General features: G+C 64.8%; 15 protein-coding genes and 1 pseudogene. 11 read left to right on the top strand and 5 right to left on the bottom strand.

The features are described 5' to 3' along the window. Positions 1–103: 103 nt before the first annotated feature. Together RTQ46_RS22670 and RTQ46_RS22665 are read right to left on the bottom strand one after the other, a co-directional pair. Entirely contained in the window at positions 104–1096 is a 993-nt protein-coding gene (locus tag RTQ46_RS22670; RefSeq protein ID WP_312439849.1) for a DUF535 family protein, read from the bottom strand. 234 nt (positions 1097–1330) lie between these two features. After that, a complete protein-coding gene (locus RTQ46_RS22665) occupies positions 1331–2134 on the bottom strand; it encodes a MipA/OmpV family protein (protein WP_312439848.1) in 804 nt (267 codons plus the stop codon). A gap of 156 nt (positions 2135–2290) precedes the next feature. On the opposite strand from RTQ46_RS22665, the gene RTQ46_RS22660 reads away from it, so the two are divergent. The 4 genes from RTQ46_RS22660 (at position 2291) to RTQ46_RS22645 (ending at position 6648) form a co-directional block, all read left to right on the top strand. After that, entirely contained in the window at positions 2291–2956 is a 666-nt protein-coding gene (locus tag RTQ46_RS22660; RefSeq protein ID WP_312439847.1) for a response regulator, read from the top strand. Next, entirely contained in the window at positions 2953–4335 is a 1383-nt protein-coding gene (locus RTQ46_RS22655) for an ATP-binding protein (RefSeq protein ID WP_312439846.1), read from the top strand. The genes RTQ46_RS22660 and RTQ46_RS22655 overlap by 4 nt, the downstream gene beginning before the upstream one ends. Before the next feature lie 116 nt (positions 4336–4451). Further along, positions 4452–6047, top strand: a complete 1596-nt coding sequence (locus RTQ46_RS22650) for an ATP-binding protein (protein ID WP_312439845.1) — start codon at positions 4452–4454, stop codon at positions 6045–6047. Continuing rightward, positions 6037–6648, top strand: a complete 612-nt coding sequence (locus tag RTQ46_RS22645) for a response regulator (RefSeq protein WP_312439844.1) — start codon at positions 6037–6039, stop codon at positions 6646–6648. The genes RTQ46_RS22650 and RTQ46_RS22645 overlap by 11 nt, the downstream gene beginning before the upstream one ends. Positions 6649–6655: 7 nt before the next feature. On the opposite strand, the gene RTQ46_RS22640 is transcribed toward RTQ46_RS22645, so the two are convergent. From RTQ46_RS22640 to RTQ46_RS22630, 3 genes and pseudogenes are all read right to left on the bottom strand, one after another. Continuing rightward, complete coding sequence (locus RTQ46_RS22640; protein WP_312439843.1) at positions 6656–7756, bottom strand: glycosyltransferase family 9 protein; 1101 nt, start codon at positions 7754–7756, stop codon at positions 6656–6658. Positions 7757–7925: 169 nt separating this feature from the next. Continuing rightward, complete coding sequence (locus tag RTQ46_RS22635; protein ID WP_312439842.1) at positions 7926–9140, bottom strand: O-antigen ligase family protein; 1215 nt, start codon at positions 9138–9140, stop codon at positions 7926–7928. Between the two features lie 229 nt (positions 9141–9369). Beyond that, positions 9370–10608: pseudogene (locus RTQ46_RS22630) on the bottom strand (malic enzyme-like NAD(P)-binding protein); the annotation flags it as partial. A 206-nt stretch (positions 10609–10814) separates the two neighbouring features. On the opposite strand from RTQ46_RS22630, the gene RTQ46_RS22625 reads away from it, so the two are divergent. The 7 genes from RTQ46_RS22625 to RTQ46_RS22595 form a co-directional block, all read left to right on the top strand. Next, positions 10815–11852 (top strand): LacI family DNA-binding transcriptional regulator, encoded by a 1038-nt coding sequence (locus tag RTQ46_RS22625; RefSeq protein ID WP_312439841.1) that lies wholly within the window; start codon positions 10815–10817, stop codon positions 11850–11852. A gap of 64 nt (positions 11853–11916) precedes the next feature. After that, the gene (locus RTQ46_RS22620) at positions 11917–12456 is read left to right on the top strand and encodes a hypothetical protein (RefSeq protein WP_312439840.1); all 540 of its coding nucleotides are present in this window, start codon (positions 11917–11919) and stop codon (positions 12454–12456) included. Between the two features lie 242 nt (positions 12457–12698). Further along, positions 12699–13442: a c-type cytochrome gene (locus RTQ46_RS22615; RefSeq protein ID WP_312439839.1), complete on the top strand. Its 744-nt coding sequence runs from the start codon at positions 12699–12701 to the stop codon at positions 13440–13442. Positions 13443–13451: 9 nt separating this feature from the next. Then, complete coding sequence (locus RTQ46_RS22610; RefSeq protein WP_312439838.1) at positions 13452–14747, top strand: cytochrome c; 1296 nt, start codon at positions 13452–13454, stop codon at positions 14745–14747. Positions 14748–14755: 8 nt separating this feature from the next. Then, a complete protein-coding gene (locus RTQ46_RS22605; protein WP_312439837.1) occupies positions 14756–14929 on the top strand; it encodes a hypothetical protein in 174 nt (57 codons plus the stop codon). Further along, positions 14926–15501, top strand: a complete 576-nt coding sequence (locus RTQ46_RS22600; protein ID WP_312439836.1) for a cytochrome C oxidase subunit II — start codon at positions 14926–14928, stop codon at positions 15499–15501. Before RTQ46_RS22605 ends, RTQ46_RS22600 begins: the two co-directional genes overlap by 4 nt. Beyond that, positions 15488–15958, top strand: a 471-nt coding sequence (locus tag RTQ46_RS22595) for a cbb3-type cytochrome c oxidase subunit I (RefSeq protein WP_312439835.1), incomplete at its 3' end; no start/stop codon positions are given. The genes RTQ46_RS22600 and RTQ46_RS22595, both read left to right, overlap by 14 nt.

The following is a 15958-nucleotide window of genomic DNA, read 5'->3' as shown; positions in this document are numbered from 1 at the left end:
GTAACAGGAATGGCAAACCGCTGCTTTTTGTCTGTGTGCCGTGGACAGGATGGGCATGGCAGGCAGGCGCAGGGTCTGGGCGTCGGGCTTGCAGTGAATTAGTTCAGGCGACAGCGGCGCGCGCAGCGATCCGGTGGCCGGTGTCATTGGCGGCCTGGGCGGTGCCGGGCGGCGCCACATGAACCGGGCTGGCCTGCGCCGCGAGGCCGTCGCGCAGGCTGGCGATCATGGCCAGCGTCAGCTCATGGCGCTTGCGCGCTTCCGAGCGTTTTTTCGACGCGATCTCTTCCAGCACGGGGGGCGGCAGGTTTTCACATGGCAATTCAAAATCGCCATCGCGGCGCGCCACTGCGCCCAGTTCCTGCCAGGTGGCGTTATAGTCGGCCAGCAGCAGGCCCTTCTTTTTCGCCAGGTAATGCACGGCGCGGTTCTTGTTGCCTACCATAATCATCTTGCGGAAACCATGCTCCCAGGCCAGCTGGCGCACCAGCCGTATCATCAGGAACTTGGGACGCAGGCCATGCAGGTCGCGCGTCACGTCGCGCACGCGGCGCAGGCCTTGCGCGCCCTTCGGGCCCTGGATGCAGCCGATGCGCACGCCCGTGTCCATCGGCGCGCGCGTGCGGCAGCCGAAGAAGGAGAACACCACCGTGTAGATCAGGTCGTCGCCATGCGACAGCTGCAGCACCATCTCGCCTTCGCGGTCCATGCGGAACAGCGATGACAGGTGCAGGTGATACAGCACGCCGGACTTGCCTGGCAGTGAGCACAGCAAGACTTCGCCATGTGCGGCCTGCACCATCAGCTTGCCCCAGCCCTGCTGCAGGATAAAACGGTAGTGGTCGGCCAGCAGATCGACGCGCTGGCGGCAGGTCAGGCTCTTGCTCAGGTAGTGGCGGTAGACCTTGTGCATCATGCGCGGATAGGCCTGCAGCAGTTCGCGGAAGGCAGGGTGGGAATTGAGCAGCTGCAGCCAGGTATCCGTCGGCCGCTGTTGCAGGCGCGCCCGCAGTTTCAGCTTGAACAGTTCGCGCAGGCGCGCAAAGCCAGGGCGCATATTGCTCAGGCCCGCATGCAGGGTAATGGCGTGTGTCATAGGCAGTCCATGATGGAAGTGAAAAGACGAGGACAGGCGCCGCGTCAGGCGGGCGCCGGTGCTGCTGGAGCTTTTCCTGCCCGGTTTCCTGGCGACCGCGGCGCTGTCTGGGGCGCGGTCATGGCGGGGGATGATGAGGCTGAAGGACAGGGAAAACCGCGCCATCTTAGCCACCGCCATCCGGCGTGTAAATTGGCGAAATGGCGTACGGGTTTCCCTGATGACGCTGTTCTTTCAGTAGCGGTAGGTGAGGTAGACGGCGCCGACGGGCGCGTTCTTGCGCTGCACGATGGGGCTGTCTGCCGCGTCGCCGAGCCGGCGCTGCACGCCCAGCATGGTGTTGACGCCCCAGCGCGCATCGATACGGTGCTCCCAGCTGACGGAAGCTTGCGCCTCGTAAAAGCCGCCCTTGGGCGTGTAGGGCCGGAACGCCGTGCGCGCGGCTTGGGCGGTCGTGACGCCATACATGGTCTGCAGGTATTTCTGCTCGCCCCAGCTGGTTTGCACGCCCAGCACGACGGTGTCCTGCGGCGCGCCGCGGCTGTCGTTGCGGCTGTAGACCTGGCCGCTGGCGCCCAGCTGCAGCGTGCTGCCGTGCTTGCGGTGCGTCAGCGCCAGATCGCTGGACAACGTGAGCTGGACACCGGGCAGCGGCGCATACCCCAGACTCAGCAGGGCGCTGGCGTTGCCCTCGACCTTGCCCATGCCTTTCAGGTAGTCGCTGCCGCCAAAGCCGCGCAGGCCCTTGCGCTTGTGGTCGCTGCGCTCGCCGCGATAGCCCAGCGCGGCGCTGTAGCTGAACGGGCCGAGCTGGCCGCCGTAGCCGAGGCCGCGCGCGGTGCTGGCAAACAGGCCATTGGCCATGCTGTAATCGAGAAAGAGCAGGGGCAGGGCGGTAGTCTTGTCGTCGCCGGCATAGCGGCTGCCGGCTGCCACGCCGGCGCCAACCGTCAGGACGTTCCCGGGAACGGCATCGGCCGCCATGGCGGACAGGGGCAGGCACAGCAGGGCCAGCGCGGCCAGGGTGATGTGGTGCATGGTGGGTCCTTCAGGTGGAGCACCGAGACCCGTATGGCTCGGTAAGCTGCAGGCAGTATCCGCGCCGGCCATGAAGGAAAGCTGAGCCTTGCATGAAGATTGCATGAAGACACGATCTTTACCTGTTCTTCAGCTTGCAATGGTCTAATACCGTGCATGAAGATACTGCTGATAGAAGACGACATGGACCTGGGCAACGGCGTGCGCATCGCCCTGCGCGACCAGGGCATGCAGGTGGTCTGGGTGCGCACGCTGGACGACGCGGCGCGCAGCCTCGACCACGACAGCTGCGAGCTGGTGCTGCTCGACCTGGGCCTGCCCGACGGCGACGGCATCGACTTGCTGGCCAGGCTGCGCGCGGCGCGCCTGCCGGTGCTGATCCTGAGCGCGCGCGATACGCTCGAGCAGCGCCTGCGCGGCCTCGATGGCGGCGCCGACGATTACCTGGTCAAGCCCTTCGTGCTGGCCGAACTGCTGTCGCGCGTGCGGGCCCTGGTGCGCCGCAGCTATGGCTTCGATGGCGACACCATCGAACTGCGCGGCCTGCTGCTGCAGGTGCCGACGCGCCGCGTCAGCGTGCAGGGCCGCCCGGTCGAGCTGACGGCCAGCGAATACGCCTTGCTGAAAACCCTGCTGATGCGCGCCAACCGCGTCATCACGCGCCGCGTGCTGGAAGAACATATCCTGCCCGGTGGCCTGGCCAATGCCAGCAATACGCTGGACGTACACATGGGCAATTTGCGCCGCAAGATCGGCGAGGGCTATATCCGTACCGTGCGCGGCGTGGGCTATGTGATCGACCAGCAGGCAGAGCCGGCATGATGCGCCGCTGGTGGGACGTGGTGCGCCGACCCACGCTGGTGCGCCGCCTGATGATGGCGCAGATGCTGATGCTGTCCGTACTGTGGAGCATGGCGGTGGCTTTCGTGCTGATCGAAGGTGCGGACGAGGCGAGCAATGTCAGCCGTGGCACCCTGCACGCCATTGTCAGCGTGACCGACAACCTGGCCGGCCATCCGCAGCGCCAGCAGCAGAGCCTGCGCGCCATCGATGACGCCTTGCGTGAAGAATTCGAAGAAGGCCAGGTGCCGGAGCTGGCACCGCGCATGCTGGTCTGGCACGACGGCCAGCTGGTCTACCGTTCGCCCGCCGCGCCCGACGGCATCCGCAGCGCCGGGCCGGCCGAGCGCGAGATCGTCTACATCAAGGGCCATGCCTGGCGCACGCGCACGCTGGTCGAGGGCGGCACGCGCGTGACGGTGCTGGAGACGGGCGGCGCCTGGCAGTTTTTCGTGAGCATCAATTCACGCGGCTATTATCTGCTGCCCTTGCTGATCAGCCTGCCATTCCTGCTGCTGCCGGCCTGGCTGTCGATTCGCCTGGCGATGCGGCCGTGGCGCAAGGTGGCGCAGGAAGTGGCCGCGCGCGGCCCGCGCGACCTGCGCCCGCTCGCGTTCAAGCCGCCGCATGGCGAACTGGCGGCGCTGGTCGACAATATCAATGCCCTGCTGCAGCGGGTCGACGCCAGCGCGGCGCGCGAGCGCAGCTTTATTGCCGACGCCACGCACGAGCTGCGCACGCCGCTGGCGGCCATGCGCATCAATGTGGAAGCCTTGCAGGTCCAGGCGCGCGAGCCGCGCCAGCAGGAATTGCTCGACGGTATCCTGAACAGCAATAACCGCGCGGCGCGGCTGGTGGGGCAGCTGCTGCGCCTGACGCGCAGCGAGGTGCAGGCGGGCGCCGGCGAGCAGCCCACGCCGCAGGCGCTCGACATGCTGCTGCAGGACCGGCTGGCGGCGCTGGCCTGTCTGGCGCAGGCCGGCGGCGTCGAGCTGGAGCTGCACGCCGTCGCGTCCCTGTGCGTGCCGGGCCAGCGCGAGAGCCTGGTGTCGCTGATCGACAACCTGGTGGAAAACGCCATCAAGTACAGCCCGCGCGGCGCCAGCGTGACGGTGTCGCTGCATGCGCAGGGCCGGCATGCCGTGCTGCATGTGGCCGACCAGGGACCCGGTATCGCGCCGGACCTGCAGGCGCGCGTGTTCGACCGTTTTTTCCGCGCGCCGCAGCAGGCACAGGCTGGCAGCGGCCTGGGGCTGTCCATCGTCGCCTCGGTAGTGGCCCAGCATGGCGGGACGATCGCGCTGCATCGTGGCAATGGCGGCCAGGGTTTGCTGGTGGAAGTGTGCCTGCCGCTGGCCTAGCACTGGCACAACGCTTTTACTGTTGCATGAATTGAATGAATTGTAAGTGAAATGCAACAGCAATGGCGCGTTGCGTGGCCGCGATGCATAATGCGGTACGCCAAAAAAACACCGTTATGCGCCCATCCCTGTTCCGTTATCTGCACTATCCCGCCTTTGTCGGTCTGTACCTGCTGTTTGACTGGGCGACCTATATCGATCCCATGTATGGGCTGAACATCACGCCGTGGAATCCGGACCCGGCGCTGGGCCTGGTGTTCTGGCTGATCCATGGCCGCAAGGCGGCGCTGCCGTGGTTTATTGCCCTGCTCAGTGCCGAGGTGCTGGTGCGCGGCATGCCGGCCGGCCTGCCCCTGACGGTACTGTGTTCGGCCTGGCTGGTGCTCGGGTACGGCACCATCGGCGCCGCGCTGCGCCGCCGTTTCAGCAGCAGCGGCATGTTCGACAACCGGCGCCGCCTGCTGGCCTGGGCCGGCATCGTGCTGGCCGGCACCCTGTTCAATGCGCTCGGCTACATGTCGCTGCTGTCGCTGACGGGACGCATTCCGGCCGGTGAATGGGGCACGGCGCTGCTGCGTTTCGGTATCGGCGACACGGTGGGCATCCTGGTATCGATGCCGCTGATCTGGGTGCTGGTCAGCGAGCGCGGCCGCGAACGCCTGCGCCACGCCGTGTGGCGCTGGGAAACCCTGGGCTACCTGGCGCTGGCCGCGTTCGTGCTGTGGAGCGTGTTCGGCTCCATCATGCGCTGCGAATACAAGCACTTCTATTTCCTGTTCCTGCCCGTCATCTGGGCCGCCTCGCGCCAGGGCCTGTATGGCGCCGTGCTGGCCGTGTTCGCCTTGCAGCTGTGCATCATCACCCTGGTGAAATGGTCGCATGCGGTCAATATCCAGTTCTACGAGTTGCAGCTGCTCGACGCCATGCTGGCGCTGGTCGGCTTTTTCATCGGCATCGTGGTCGACGAGGTGCGCCAGGTCTCGCATGAGCTCAAGCAGACGATGCGCCTGGCGGCCGCCGGCGAAATGGCCGCCGCCATGGCGCATGAGCTGAACCAGCCGCTGACCGCGCTGTCGACCTATGGCAAGGCCTGCGAATATCTGCTCGAACGGGGAGAAAGCGGCCCATTGCTGCAAAACGCCATCGGCCACATGATCGTCGAATCGGGCCGCGCGGCCGAGGTGGTACGTCGCCTGCGCGACTTTTTCCGCACCGGCGCGATGCAGCTTGAAGCGGTGCAGGCGAGCAATCTGGTGGCCCATATCGCGCGCCAGTTCACGCCGCTGTTCCACGAACACGGCATCGAGCTGGCGCTGCCGCCGCCGCTGCCGCTGGCCGTCAATGCCGACCGCCTGCAAATCGAGCTGGTGCTGCGCAATCTGCTGGCCAATGCCCAGGATGCGGTGCTGGGCCAGCCGCGCAGCCGGCGCCGCATCACGGTCACCGCCGAGCGGCTCGACGGCGAGCGCCTGCGCCTGTCGGTGGAAGACAGCGGCCCCGGCATTTCCAGCAGCCTGGCCGCGCGCCTGTTCGAACCGTTCGTGTCGACCAAGGCAAGCGGCCTGGGGCTGGGACTGGTGCTGAGCCGCAGCATCGTCGAAGCGCATGGCGGCCAGCTGTGGGCCGAGGTCGCCAGCCACGGTATTTTCCGCTTTATCTTGCCGCTGGCGCGTGCCGGGGCAGCCATGCCAGGAGAGATGGATGACAAATAATCTGACCGTATTTATCGTCGATGACGACCCGGCCGTGCGCGACGCGCTCGGTTTGCTGCTGGGCGTGCGCGGCTACCGCACGGCGCTGTTCTCGTGCGCCGAGGATTTCCTGCAGGGCTGGCAGCGTGCCTGGGCCGGCTGCTTGCTGCTCGATATCCGCATGTCCGGCATGGATGGCCTGTCGCTGCAGCGCCGCCTGCAGGAGCTCGACTGCCTGCTGCCCGTCATTATCGTCACCGGCCATGGCGACGTCAATCTGGCGCGCCAGGCTTTCAAGGCCCAGGCCAGCGACTTCCTGGAAAAACCGTTCGACCACGACAAGCTGCTGGCGGCCATCGAGGAAGCGTTTTCACGCGAGGCAGCCGTGCGCGGCCAATTGCGGCGCCAGCAGGAAGGCTTGAACTTGCTGGGTGCGCTGACTCCGCGCGAGCGCGAGGTGATGCAGCTGGTGGTGACGGGCCGCCACAACCGCGATATCGGGCCCGCGCTGGGGATTTCCGTGCGCACCGTGGAAGTGCACAAGGCGCGCCTGATGGACAAGCTGGGCGTCGACAATGTGGCCGACCTGGTGCGTATCAGCATGCTGGCCGACCAGGCTTGACCCCGCTTCAGGCGATCGCCTGCAGCACCCGCTCGACGCTGATTGCCTCGACCCAGTCGTTGCGTCTGGCGACCGTCAGCACGGTGCTGTTGGCGCCGTCGAACGGTGCCCATTCGGGATTTTTCTTGCGCATCAGCGCCACCACCGGCACATGCACGGCGTTCGCCAGATGCATGATCGAGGTCTCCACCGAAATGATCAGGTCGCATTGCGCCAGCATGGCCGGCAGCTGGAAGAAATTGTCGACCGCGCTGAACGCTTGCGTGCGCGCCAGGCCGGCGCCAGCCACGATGGCATTGACCTTGGCCAGGTCGTGCGGCATGGCATTGATCAGGAAGCAGGCGTCCGCCCATTTGGGCTGCTGCTGCATGCGCGTGACCAGCTCGGTGATGCGTTCCAGGGGCCAGCCGCGCTTGTGCGACTTGGCAAACGGATTGAGCAGTATCAGCGGGCCCTGGCGCGTATCGAAGCCCCATGCAGCCAGCTGCTGCTGCGCCTGTTGCAAGGCTTGCTCGGGCAGGTGCACATACGGATAGCGCTCGGCCATCGGAATTTCCAGTCCCGTCAATTGGCGGAACCAGTCCGCGTAGACGGCGCTGATATGGTGCTCGCCCGCATCCTGGCCCGCGTACGGCGTGAGCAGGGCGTCGAGCTTGCGGTAGGCAAAATAGTGCAGCGGGCGCAGCGGCGTGACAGGCTTGCGCATGCCGATCACCAGGCCGTCCGGGCTGATCTCGCGCGCCAGGCTGGCATAGCGTTGCGGGCGGATGTGCGCCAGCGACACCACCACCGGATAGTGCTCGGCCTGCGCCTCGCGCAGCGACTCCTGGTATAGCGCCGGGCTGTAGGTCTTGCGGTACACCCTGGCGAACAGCCCCGATTGCTCGACCCAGTCATACAGCGAATACGTGCGCAGGTTTTCCCATTGCGCGGCATCGTCGGTGCGCCGCACTTCATCGATCCACAGGTGGATCTTCAGGTGCGGATAGGCGGCGGCAAAGGCGCGAAAGCCGTTTTGCATGTAGGTGTAGTCTCCCAGCGCCAGGTGGGCGATGAAGAGGATCTTGTCGGATTGTTGAAGCAGTGTCGCAGGAATCAAAGGCGTCATGTATGGTACGGAGTGAGGTATTGAGTCGGCGGTGTGGCACCATGTGTCGGGAAACGCCAGGCGTCGCCGGCTTGTCAGTCTCCCGGGGCCAGGCTGCCCGGGGTGACTACCGGTTTCCGTTCTTCCGACGCGACAATACCACGAGACGGTTGTTCCGCTCAATCTTTGATCATGATTGACGGCGCTGCTGATCCTGCAGCAGGCTCCACAGCATGACCATCGGGAAAATCAGCATGACAATACCGATATTCAAGGTCAGTGACGTGGTCGTCAGCCCGAAGGTCATGTAACATGTGAGCAGGATGACGCCGGCCATGGCCATGGGCTGGGCCTGGGGAGCGGCATGGCGCAGCGCGTTGATGAACAGCTTCATCGGCAGCAAAAAAAGCGCCAGCAAGGTGAGCAAGCCGATCAGTCCGCGCTTGACCAGGGCATCAAGGTAGTCATTGTGGGCATTGGTAAAATCGCGGGCGACGGCATTCATCTTGCCTTCCGCTGCCATTTCCTGTTTTTCAGCCAGGTAGCCGCTGCGGCCTATGCCGACCAGCATGTTTTCGCTCGACATATACCAGGCAGAGCGCCACATTTCAAAGCGTTGCCCCACCGATGAGTAAATATTGCCGGTGGTTTCAAAGCTTTTGAGTTCATTCATGGCAGCGATCGTGCGTTCGCGTACGGGCGAGCTGGGCACGACATACGCCATGGTGACCAGTACCGCCAGGATTGCCAGGGCGCTCAACAGGTAGCGCTTGCCATGTTGCCGCGAGTAGTGCACGGCCAGGATGATGATGCAGATCGGCAGCGCCAGCCAGCCGCCGCGGCTGCCGCTGATGATCGAACCGGCAACGCCTGCCAGGCAGCCTGCCACCATCAGCGCAGTCCATGCCGCGTGCCTGGACTGATGGCGTGCCCATGCCACGCCGCAGAGTGAAAGCATGCCGAGCAGCATGCTGACGTTGCCATAGTGGATGGCGTTGCTGGTGGCCGCATGCGGGCGCGCCACGCCATCGGTGAAAAACTGGGTAAAGGCCAGTGCCGCACCGGCCATGGCGCCGACGGCCACGCCACTCCACCATGCGGCGGGACGCGGCGGGTAGGCGCGCAACAGCAGCATCACGGGGATCGCCAGCAGGGCGCGCGATGGCATGTCGTATTCGCGCCCGGGGTCGCTGTGCAGGAACATGTTGGCCGTGTAAATGAAGAAATACACAAAAAGCGTACCCATCAGCAGATAGTCGGCCCGCTGCAGGCCGATGCGCGGGCGCGTCCACAGCAGCGATATGCTTGCCAGCAGCAGCAGGACGGCAGCCAGGGAATATCCGCTGTTGAACGCCAGCGCCAATGCCGAAAAGAGAAACACACATACAGAGGTCAAACGTAGCATTGCGAGTCCTTGATCATGCCGGTCAAAGATGATGACTGTGGCAACAGAAAGTAGGCGCCATTGTAGTCGATCGCCATGCGGGAGCAATCGCCTGGAATTTTAAAAAAACCTCGTGATGTCACGGTTTTCCGAGGGAGCAATGAAAAAAACCACGGTTTTCACCGTGGTTCTTTTTTGTAAGAAATGGTAACGCGCCGCGTCGGCTGGCCTATGCAGCCGTTTTTGGCGCGCGCGTGGCCACCCCGGTATCGATCGCCGCCTGCGAGACGGCCGGCGCGACCCAGCTGCGCAGGCGCTCGTCGAACGGCGACGGGATCAGCTGCAGCGGCGTCAGGGCGCTGCTTTCGTGGCCCGGCAGCGGCTCCTTGGCCAGCGCGGCGATCGCGCGCACGCAGGCCAGCTTCATCTCTTCGTTGATGGTGGTGGCGCCCACGTCCAGCGCGCCACGGAAGATGTACGGGAAGCACAGCACGTTGTTGATCTGGTTCGGGTAATCCGAGCGGCCGGTGGCGACGATGGCGTCGTCGCGCACGGCGTGCACTTTTTCCGGCGCGATTTCCGGATGCGGATTGGCCAGCGCGAAGATCAGGGGCTTGGCGGCCATCGATTCGACCATCTGCGCGCTGACCACGCCACCCTTGGAGACGCCGATGAAAATGTCGGCGCCGACCATGGCGTCGGCCAGGTCGCGGTCGCTGGTGTCGTTCGCGTAGCGCGCCTTGTTCTCTTCCATGCTGGCGTCGCGGCCCGGGTAGATCACGCCCTGGCTGTCGCATACCTTCAGCAGGGATTTGTTCAGGCCCAGCGAGACCAGCAGGTCCAGGCAGGCGATCGAGGCCGCGCCGGCGCCCGAGACGGCCATCTTGACGCTGCCGATCTCCTTGCCGACCAGTTCCAGGCCGTTCAGGATGCCGGCCGCGACGATGATGGCGGTGCCATGCTGGTCGTCATGGAAGACGGGAATCTTCATGCGCTTGCGCAGCTGCTGCTCGATATAGAAGCAGTCCGGCGCCTTGATGTCTTCCAGGTTGATGCCGCCGAAGGTCGGCTCCATGCGCACCACCGTGTCGATGAACAGGTCCGGGTCGTTCTCGGCCAGTTCGATGTCGAACACGTCGACGTCGGCGAACTGCTTGAACAGGCAGGCCTTGCCTTCCATCACCGGCTTGCTGGCCAGCGGGCCGATATCGCCCAGGCCCAGCACGGCGGTGCCGTTGGTGATCACGGCCACCAGGTTGCTGCGCGAGGTGTAGGTGCCGGCCGAGGCCGGATCTTCCACGATGGCTTCGCAGGCAAACGCCACGCCCGGCGAATACGCCAGGGTCAGGGCGCGGGCGTCGCCCAGCGGTTTGGTCGGCGTGACGGAAATCTTGCCGGCGCGGGGTTCAGCGTGATAGGCGAGGGCGGCTTCTTTCAGGTTGAAGGCTTCGCCGTTTTGTTCGGCGTGCTTGCTTTGGGCGGTAGACATAAGAATTCTTGGAGGGGCGAAAAAGGCCCGAGTGGTAAGTCCGGACCATGGTATGCAAGCGTTTGCACGCTGTCAAGGCTCTATTTGTGACATTTCCATGAAAAGCGCTTTGAGGCAAGGGCGGAAGCGTATGCAAGCGTTTGCTCGGTTTTTCACGGCACACGCCGTTTGTGCGATAAAATCACGTTATTGCATCCGGAAAACCCATGACAAACAAGAACCCCACCTTAAGCGACGTTGCGCGGGCCACCGGCGTGCACTTTTCCACCGTGTCGCGCGTGATGAACCCGGAGACGCGGCAAAAGGTCAGCGCCGAGGTCGCCAAGCGCGTGCTGGCCGAAGCGGCCCGCCTCGGCTACCGCCCGAACCGCGCCGCTTCGACCCTGGTCACGAGAAAATCGCGCGTGATCGGCGTGGTGCTGCCCGACATTACCAACGCCGTGTTCCCGCCCATCCTGCTGGGCATCGAGGAAGGCCTGCGCAAGCACGGCTACCTGTCCATCGTCGCCAATGTCGGCGCCGACGAGGAAGAGCAATTGTTCGTCATCAACCGCCTGCTGGGCCAGCAGGTCGATGGCCTGATCCTGGCCACCGCGCGCCGCGACGACCCGGTGATCAAGATGTGCATGGCCCAGAACGTGCCGGTAGTCACCGTCAACCGCAGCGACGAGACCGGTGTCGCCTCCTGCGTGGTCAGCGACGACGTGGTCGGCATGCGCCTGGCCGTCGGCCACCTGCTGGCGCTGGGGCACCGCCATATCGCGCATATCGCCGGTCCGGAAAACCTGTCCACCGGCCATGTGCGCCGCACGGGTTTCCTGGCCGCCATCGAGGCAAGCGAACTCGACGCCTCGCAGGCCTTCGTGTTCGAGAGCAGCGGCTATTCGCGCGAATGCGGCAAGGCGGCGCTGCTCGAACTGCTGCGCCAGTCGCCGCAGACCACGGCCGTGGTTACCGGCAGCGACCTGGTGGCCATCGGCTGCTATGACGCGATCCGCGAACTGGGCCTGAACTGCCCGGAAGACATTTCCGTGGTCGGCCACAACGACATGCCGTATATGGACCTGATCCGCCCGCCATTGACCACCATCCGCATCCGCCACCACGGCATCGGCGCCGAAGCGGCGCGGCTGATCCTGCAAACCATCGATGCGCCCGGCTCCTCGGTGGTCGATGTGCGCCTCAAACCCGAACTGGTGGTGCGCGAATCGACGGCGCCGCCGCGCTCTTGCGCCGCGGTTTGATGGTGTTGGCGGGGCCGCAAGATGGTACACTGGCGGCCCTCCCTGTATCCTAGCCCTCATCGCCATGACCAAAACCAACACGCCTTCCCCGAAACGCCGCGAAGAGGGCGTTGCCAAGCTGACCGTCAATCCCTTCCTGGACGCCGAATTCTATGCGCGCATGCGCGACTACACCGAACGCGACGCGGCCATCATCAAGGAACTGAAAGCGATCGCCGAGATCCGCGCCGGCAACAAGCAGCCCGACCCGCGCCTGGCGCCGTCGCTGCAGGCGCTGCGCGACACCGTCAAGAAAGGTTTGACGTTCGGCGAGATGCTGGAGCGTATCGCCGCCGGCAAGGAAAAAGGCCTGTGGGAACCATGGATGACCACCTTCGGCATCGAAATCCGCGCCGTCAACTACGGCGCCGGCCCGCGCAACGCCTGCCTGGTGCTGGACCTGGCCGCCAACGCCCCGGCGCACGCCATGTTCGCCAAGGCCGGCATCCAGAACTGGCGCAGCCTGGCCGCCGACGACTGCTCGGTGGTGCGCTCCGAAAAAGCCACCGAGACGTCGCCGTTGAAAGTGTATGCCGTGTTTTACCTCGATCCCGCCGCCGGCTGATTCGCTGCCATACCGCGCTGCCGGGAGGCTCGGCAGCGCCATCTTCTTCCCGCCTGCCGGGATTGCCGCAAGTTCCAAATTTGACCTGGGTAAAGTAATTGGAAAATTTTCCAATGCTCAACTGTGCATGCATCAAACGGTGCTAGACTCGATTTCATTGTAAATTCCGCTACATTGAATACATGGCATCGCGCAGCGCATGGTCGCTGCACGGGCTGGCTTTTCCTTGGGAGAGTGATCCAATGCCGCACGTCGTCACCGTCGCAACCGTCGCGAAATCCCTGGCCGGCGCCTTGCTGCTGTTCTGCGCGGCCACCGCCAGCGGCCAGCCGGTACAGCCTGCCGACACCATCCCCGCCTTCAGCAAGCTCGATTCGATCGAAGCGCGCGTGCAGGGCTGCGTCACTTGCCACGGCCAGCAAGGGCAGGGCACCTCGAACGGCTACTTTCCCCGCATTGCCGGCAAACCGGCCGGCTACCTGTACAACCAGCTGGTCGGCTTTCGCGACGGCACGCGCAGCTATCCGCCGATGAACTACCTGGTGGCCTACCTGCCGGACGCCTATCTGAAGGAAATCGCGCAGCACTTCGCCTCGCTGCGTCCCGCCTTCCAGACGCCGGAACAGCCATCGGCCAATGCGGCGATGGCCGAACGGGGGCGCGTGCTGGCCACCGTGGGCGATAGCGCCAAGGGCATCCCCGCCTGTATTGCCTGTCATGGCAAGAGCCTGTCCGGGATGGAGCCGGGCATCCCGGGCCTGGCCGGCCTGCGCTCGACCTATATCGTCGGCCAGCTGACGCGCTGGCGCGTGGGCGAGCGCCGCGCGGCAGATCCGGACTGCATGAAGCGCATCGCCACGCGCCTGTCCGATACCGACGTCACGGCTGTCGCCTCGTGGCTGGCGCAGCAGACCCCGCCGGCCCATGCTTCGCCGGAACCGTCCAACCTTGTGCGCATGCCGGTGGCCTGCGGCAGCCAGCGCTAGGGGCCCGTCATGCGCAAAAGCCTGCAAATCCTGCTTGCCCTGTTCGTCCTCGCGCTGCTGGCGGTGGCAGCCGTGTACTTCCTGCGCCCCGGCCATATGCCGAACCAGAAAAAGGCCGTGCGCGGCGGCGAGACGAGTGCCTCCACGCAGCTGATCACCAAGGGCGAATACCTGGCGCGCGCCGGCGACTGCGTGGCCTGCCACACGGTGCCCAATGGCCCCATGTTTGCCGGCGGGCGCGCCATGGCCACGCCGTTCGGCAACCTGTACGTGCCCAATATCACGCCCGACGACGACACCGGCATCGGCCTGTGGACGCCCGACGAGTTCTACCGCATGATGCACACGGGCGTCTCGCGCGACGGCACCTTGCTGTATCCGGCCATGCCGTTTGCCTCGTACACGCAGGTGACGCGGGCCGACTCGGACGCCATCTTCGCCTACCTGATGTCGGTCACGCCGGTCAGGCAGGCCAACCGCGCGCATGAGCTGCGCTTCCCGTTCAATAACCGCGAACTGCTGATCGGCTGGCGCACCCTGTACTTCAAGCAGGGCGAGTTCCAGCCCGACCCGGCGCAATCGGCCGAGTGGAACCGTGGCGCGTATCTGGTGCGTGGCCTGGGCCACTGCGCCATGTGCCACACGGCCGTCAATGCGCTGGGCGGATCGAGCGAATCGAAGGCGTTCGAAGGCGGCATGATCCCGAACCAGAACTGGTATGCGCCCTCGCTGACTTCGAACCGCGAAGCGGGCCTGGGCGACTGGAAGATTTCTGAAATTTCGAATCTGCTGCAGGTGGGCGTGTCGCATCGCGGCACCGTCTACGGGCCGATGGCCGAAGTGGTCTACAACAGCCTGCAATACATGACGGACGAAGATACCAAGGCGATGGCCGTCTACCTGAAGGCATTGCCGCAGAAGGACGACGCGCCGCCGCCGACCAGCCAGGCGCGCCTGGTCGATCCGGCAGTGATGGAGGCCGGGCGCAAGGTGTATGTGGCGCAGTGCGCGATGTGCCATGGCGCCGAAGGCAAGGGCCAGCCGCCGTCGTTGCCCATCCTGGCCGGCAACCGCTCGATCACCATGGCCACGCCCGTCAATCCGATCCGCATGGTGCTCAATGGCGGCTATCCGCCAGGTACCTACAAGAACCCGCGCCCGCACGGCATGCCGCCGTTCTCGCACATCCTCAATGACGACGAGGTGGCGGCCGTGGTCACCTATATCCGTGTCGCCTGGGGCAATAGCGGCACGCCCGTCAACGCCGCCCAGGTCAGCGACCTGCGCAAACTCTTGCCCGAATAAGGAGGCCCATGCAAACGCCTGGTGACAACGAGTCCGAAGAACTGGACAAACGCATCGATGAAATCGTCAGCCGCGGCCCCTCGGGCGCGTTTGCGGTGGCGGGCATCGCGACCTTCATCGTGGTCGCGATCTTTTTCCTGTTTTACTGGCTGGTGTACCTGCCGCGGGGGACGGTGCAATGAATGAACCTGCCGCACATGAATTGCACCATGCGTCGGAAGCGGTGGCGGTGGCGGCCGAACGGCGCTGGGCGTACATCGTCGTCGCCATCATCGTGCTGCTGCTGGCCGTGATGGTCTTCACGGGTCTGCACTGGGCCGCCATGCCGCCGTCGCGCGTGGAAACCGTCGACGTCAGGACCTTGCACCTGAAAGGCGAATTCGTCGAGAGCAACCTGGGCACGGCGGTGGAAAAAGACGGCCGCGTGGTGGTGCGCGTGATCGGCCAGCAGTATTCGTTCGCGCCGCAGTGCATCGTGGTGCCGGCCGGCGTGCCTGTCACGTTTCGCGGCACCAGCAGCGACGCCATCCACGGCTTCGTGGTCGGCCGCACCAATGCCAACACGATGCTGATTCCGGGTTTTGTCTCCACCTTTACCACCACCTTTCCGAAGGCGGGCGAGCAGCTGATGCCCTGCCACGAATATTGCGGCACCGGGCACGAGGCCATGTGGGCCAGGTTCCAGGTGATTCCTTCCGACGAATTCTATGCGCGGGCAAAAACGGCAGAAAGGATGAGCTGTGTTCCTGGCTAAACGACTGGTCCTCGCCCATTTCTGGGTCGCCTTCATCGCTTTTTTCGCCGCCATCCTGCTTGGCGAATGGCAGATGTTCGTGCGCAGCCCCCTCTCGCCCTGGGTCAACAATCCCGAACATTATTACCGCTCCGTTACCGCACACGGCACTGTGATGGGCTATGTGCTGCCCACGCTGGTGGCGATGGGCTTCGGCTATGCGATCACGGAACTGGCCCTGAAACGCCCGTTGATCGGCCTGCGCTGGGCCTGGGCCGGCTTCTGGCTGGTGATCGCCGGCACGCTGATGGCGGCGCTGACCACGGCCTCGGGCAAATCGTCGGTGCTGTACACCTTTTATCCGCCGATGATCGGCAGCGTCTTTTACTACCTGGGCGTGGTGCTGGTGGTGGTGGGCTCGTGGGTGTGGGTCGCGCTGATGTCGGTCAACTTGCGCGCCTGGAAAAAAGCCAATCCG

This window comes from Janthinobacterium sp. (assembly GCF_031995485.1).
Lineage (GTDB): Bacteria > Pseudomonadota > Gammaproteobacteria > Burkholderiales > Burkholderiaceae_D > Janthinobacterium.
This window is presented reverse-complemented; position numbering and strand designations above follow the sequence as displayed.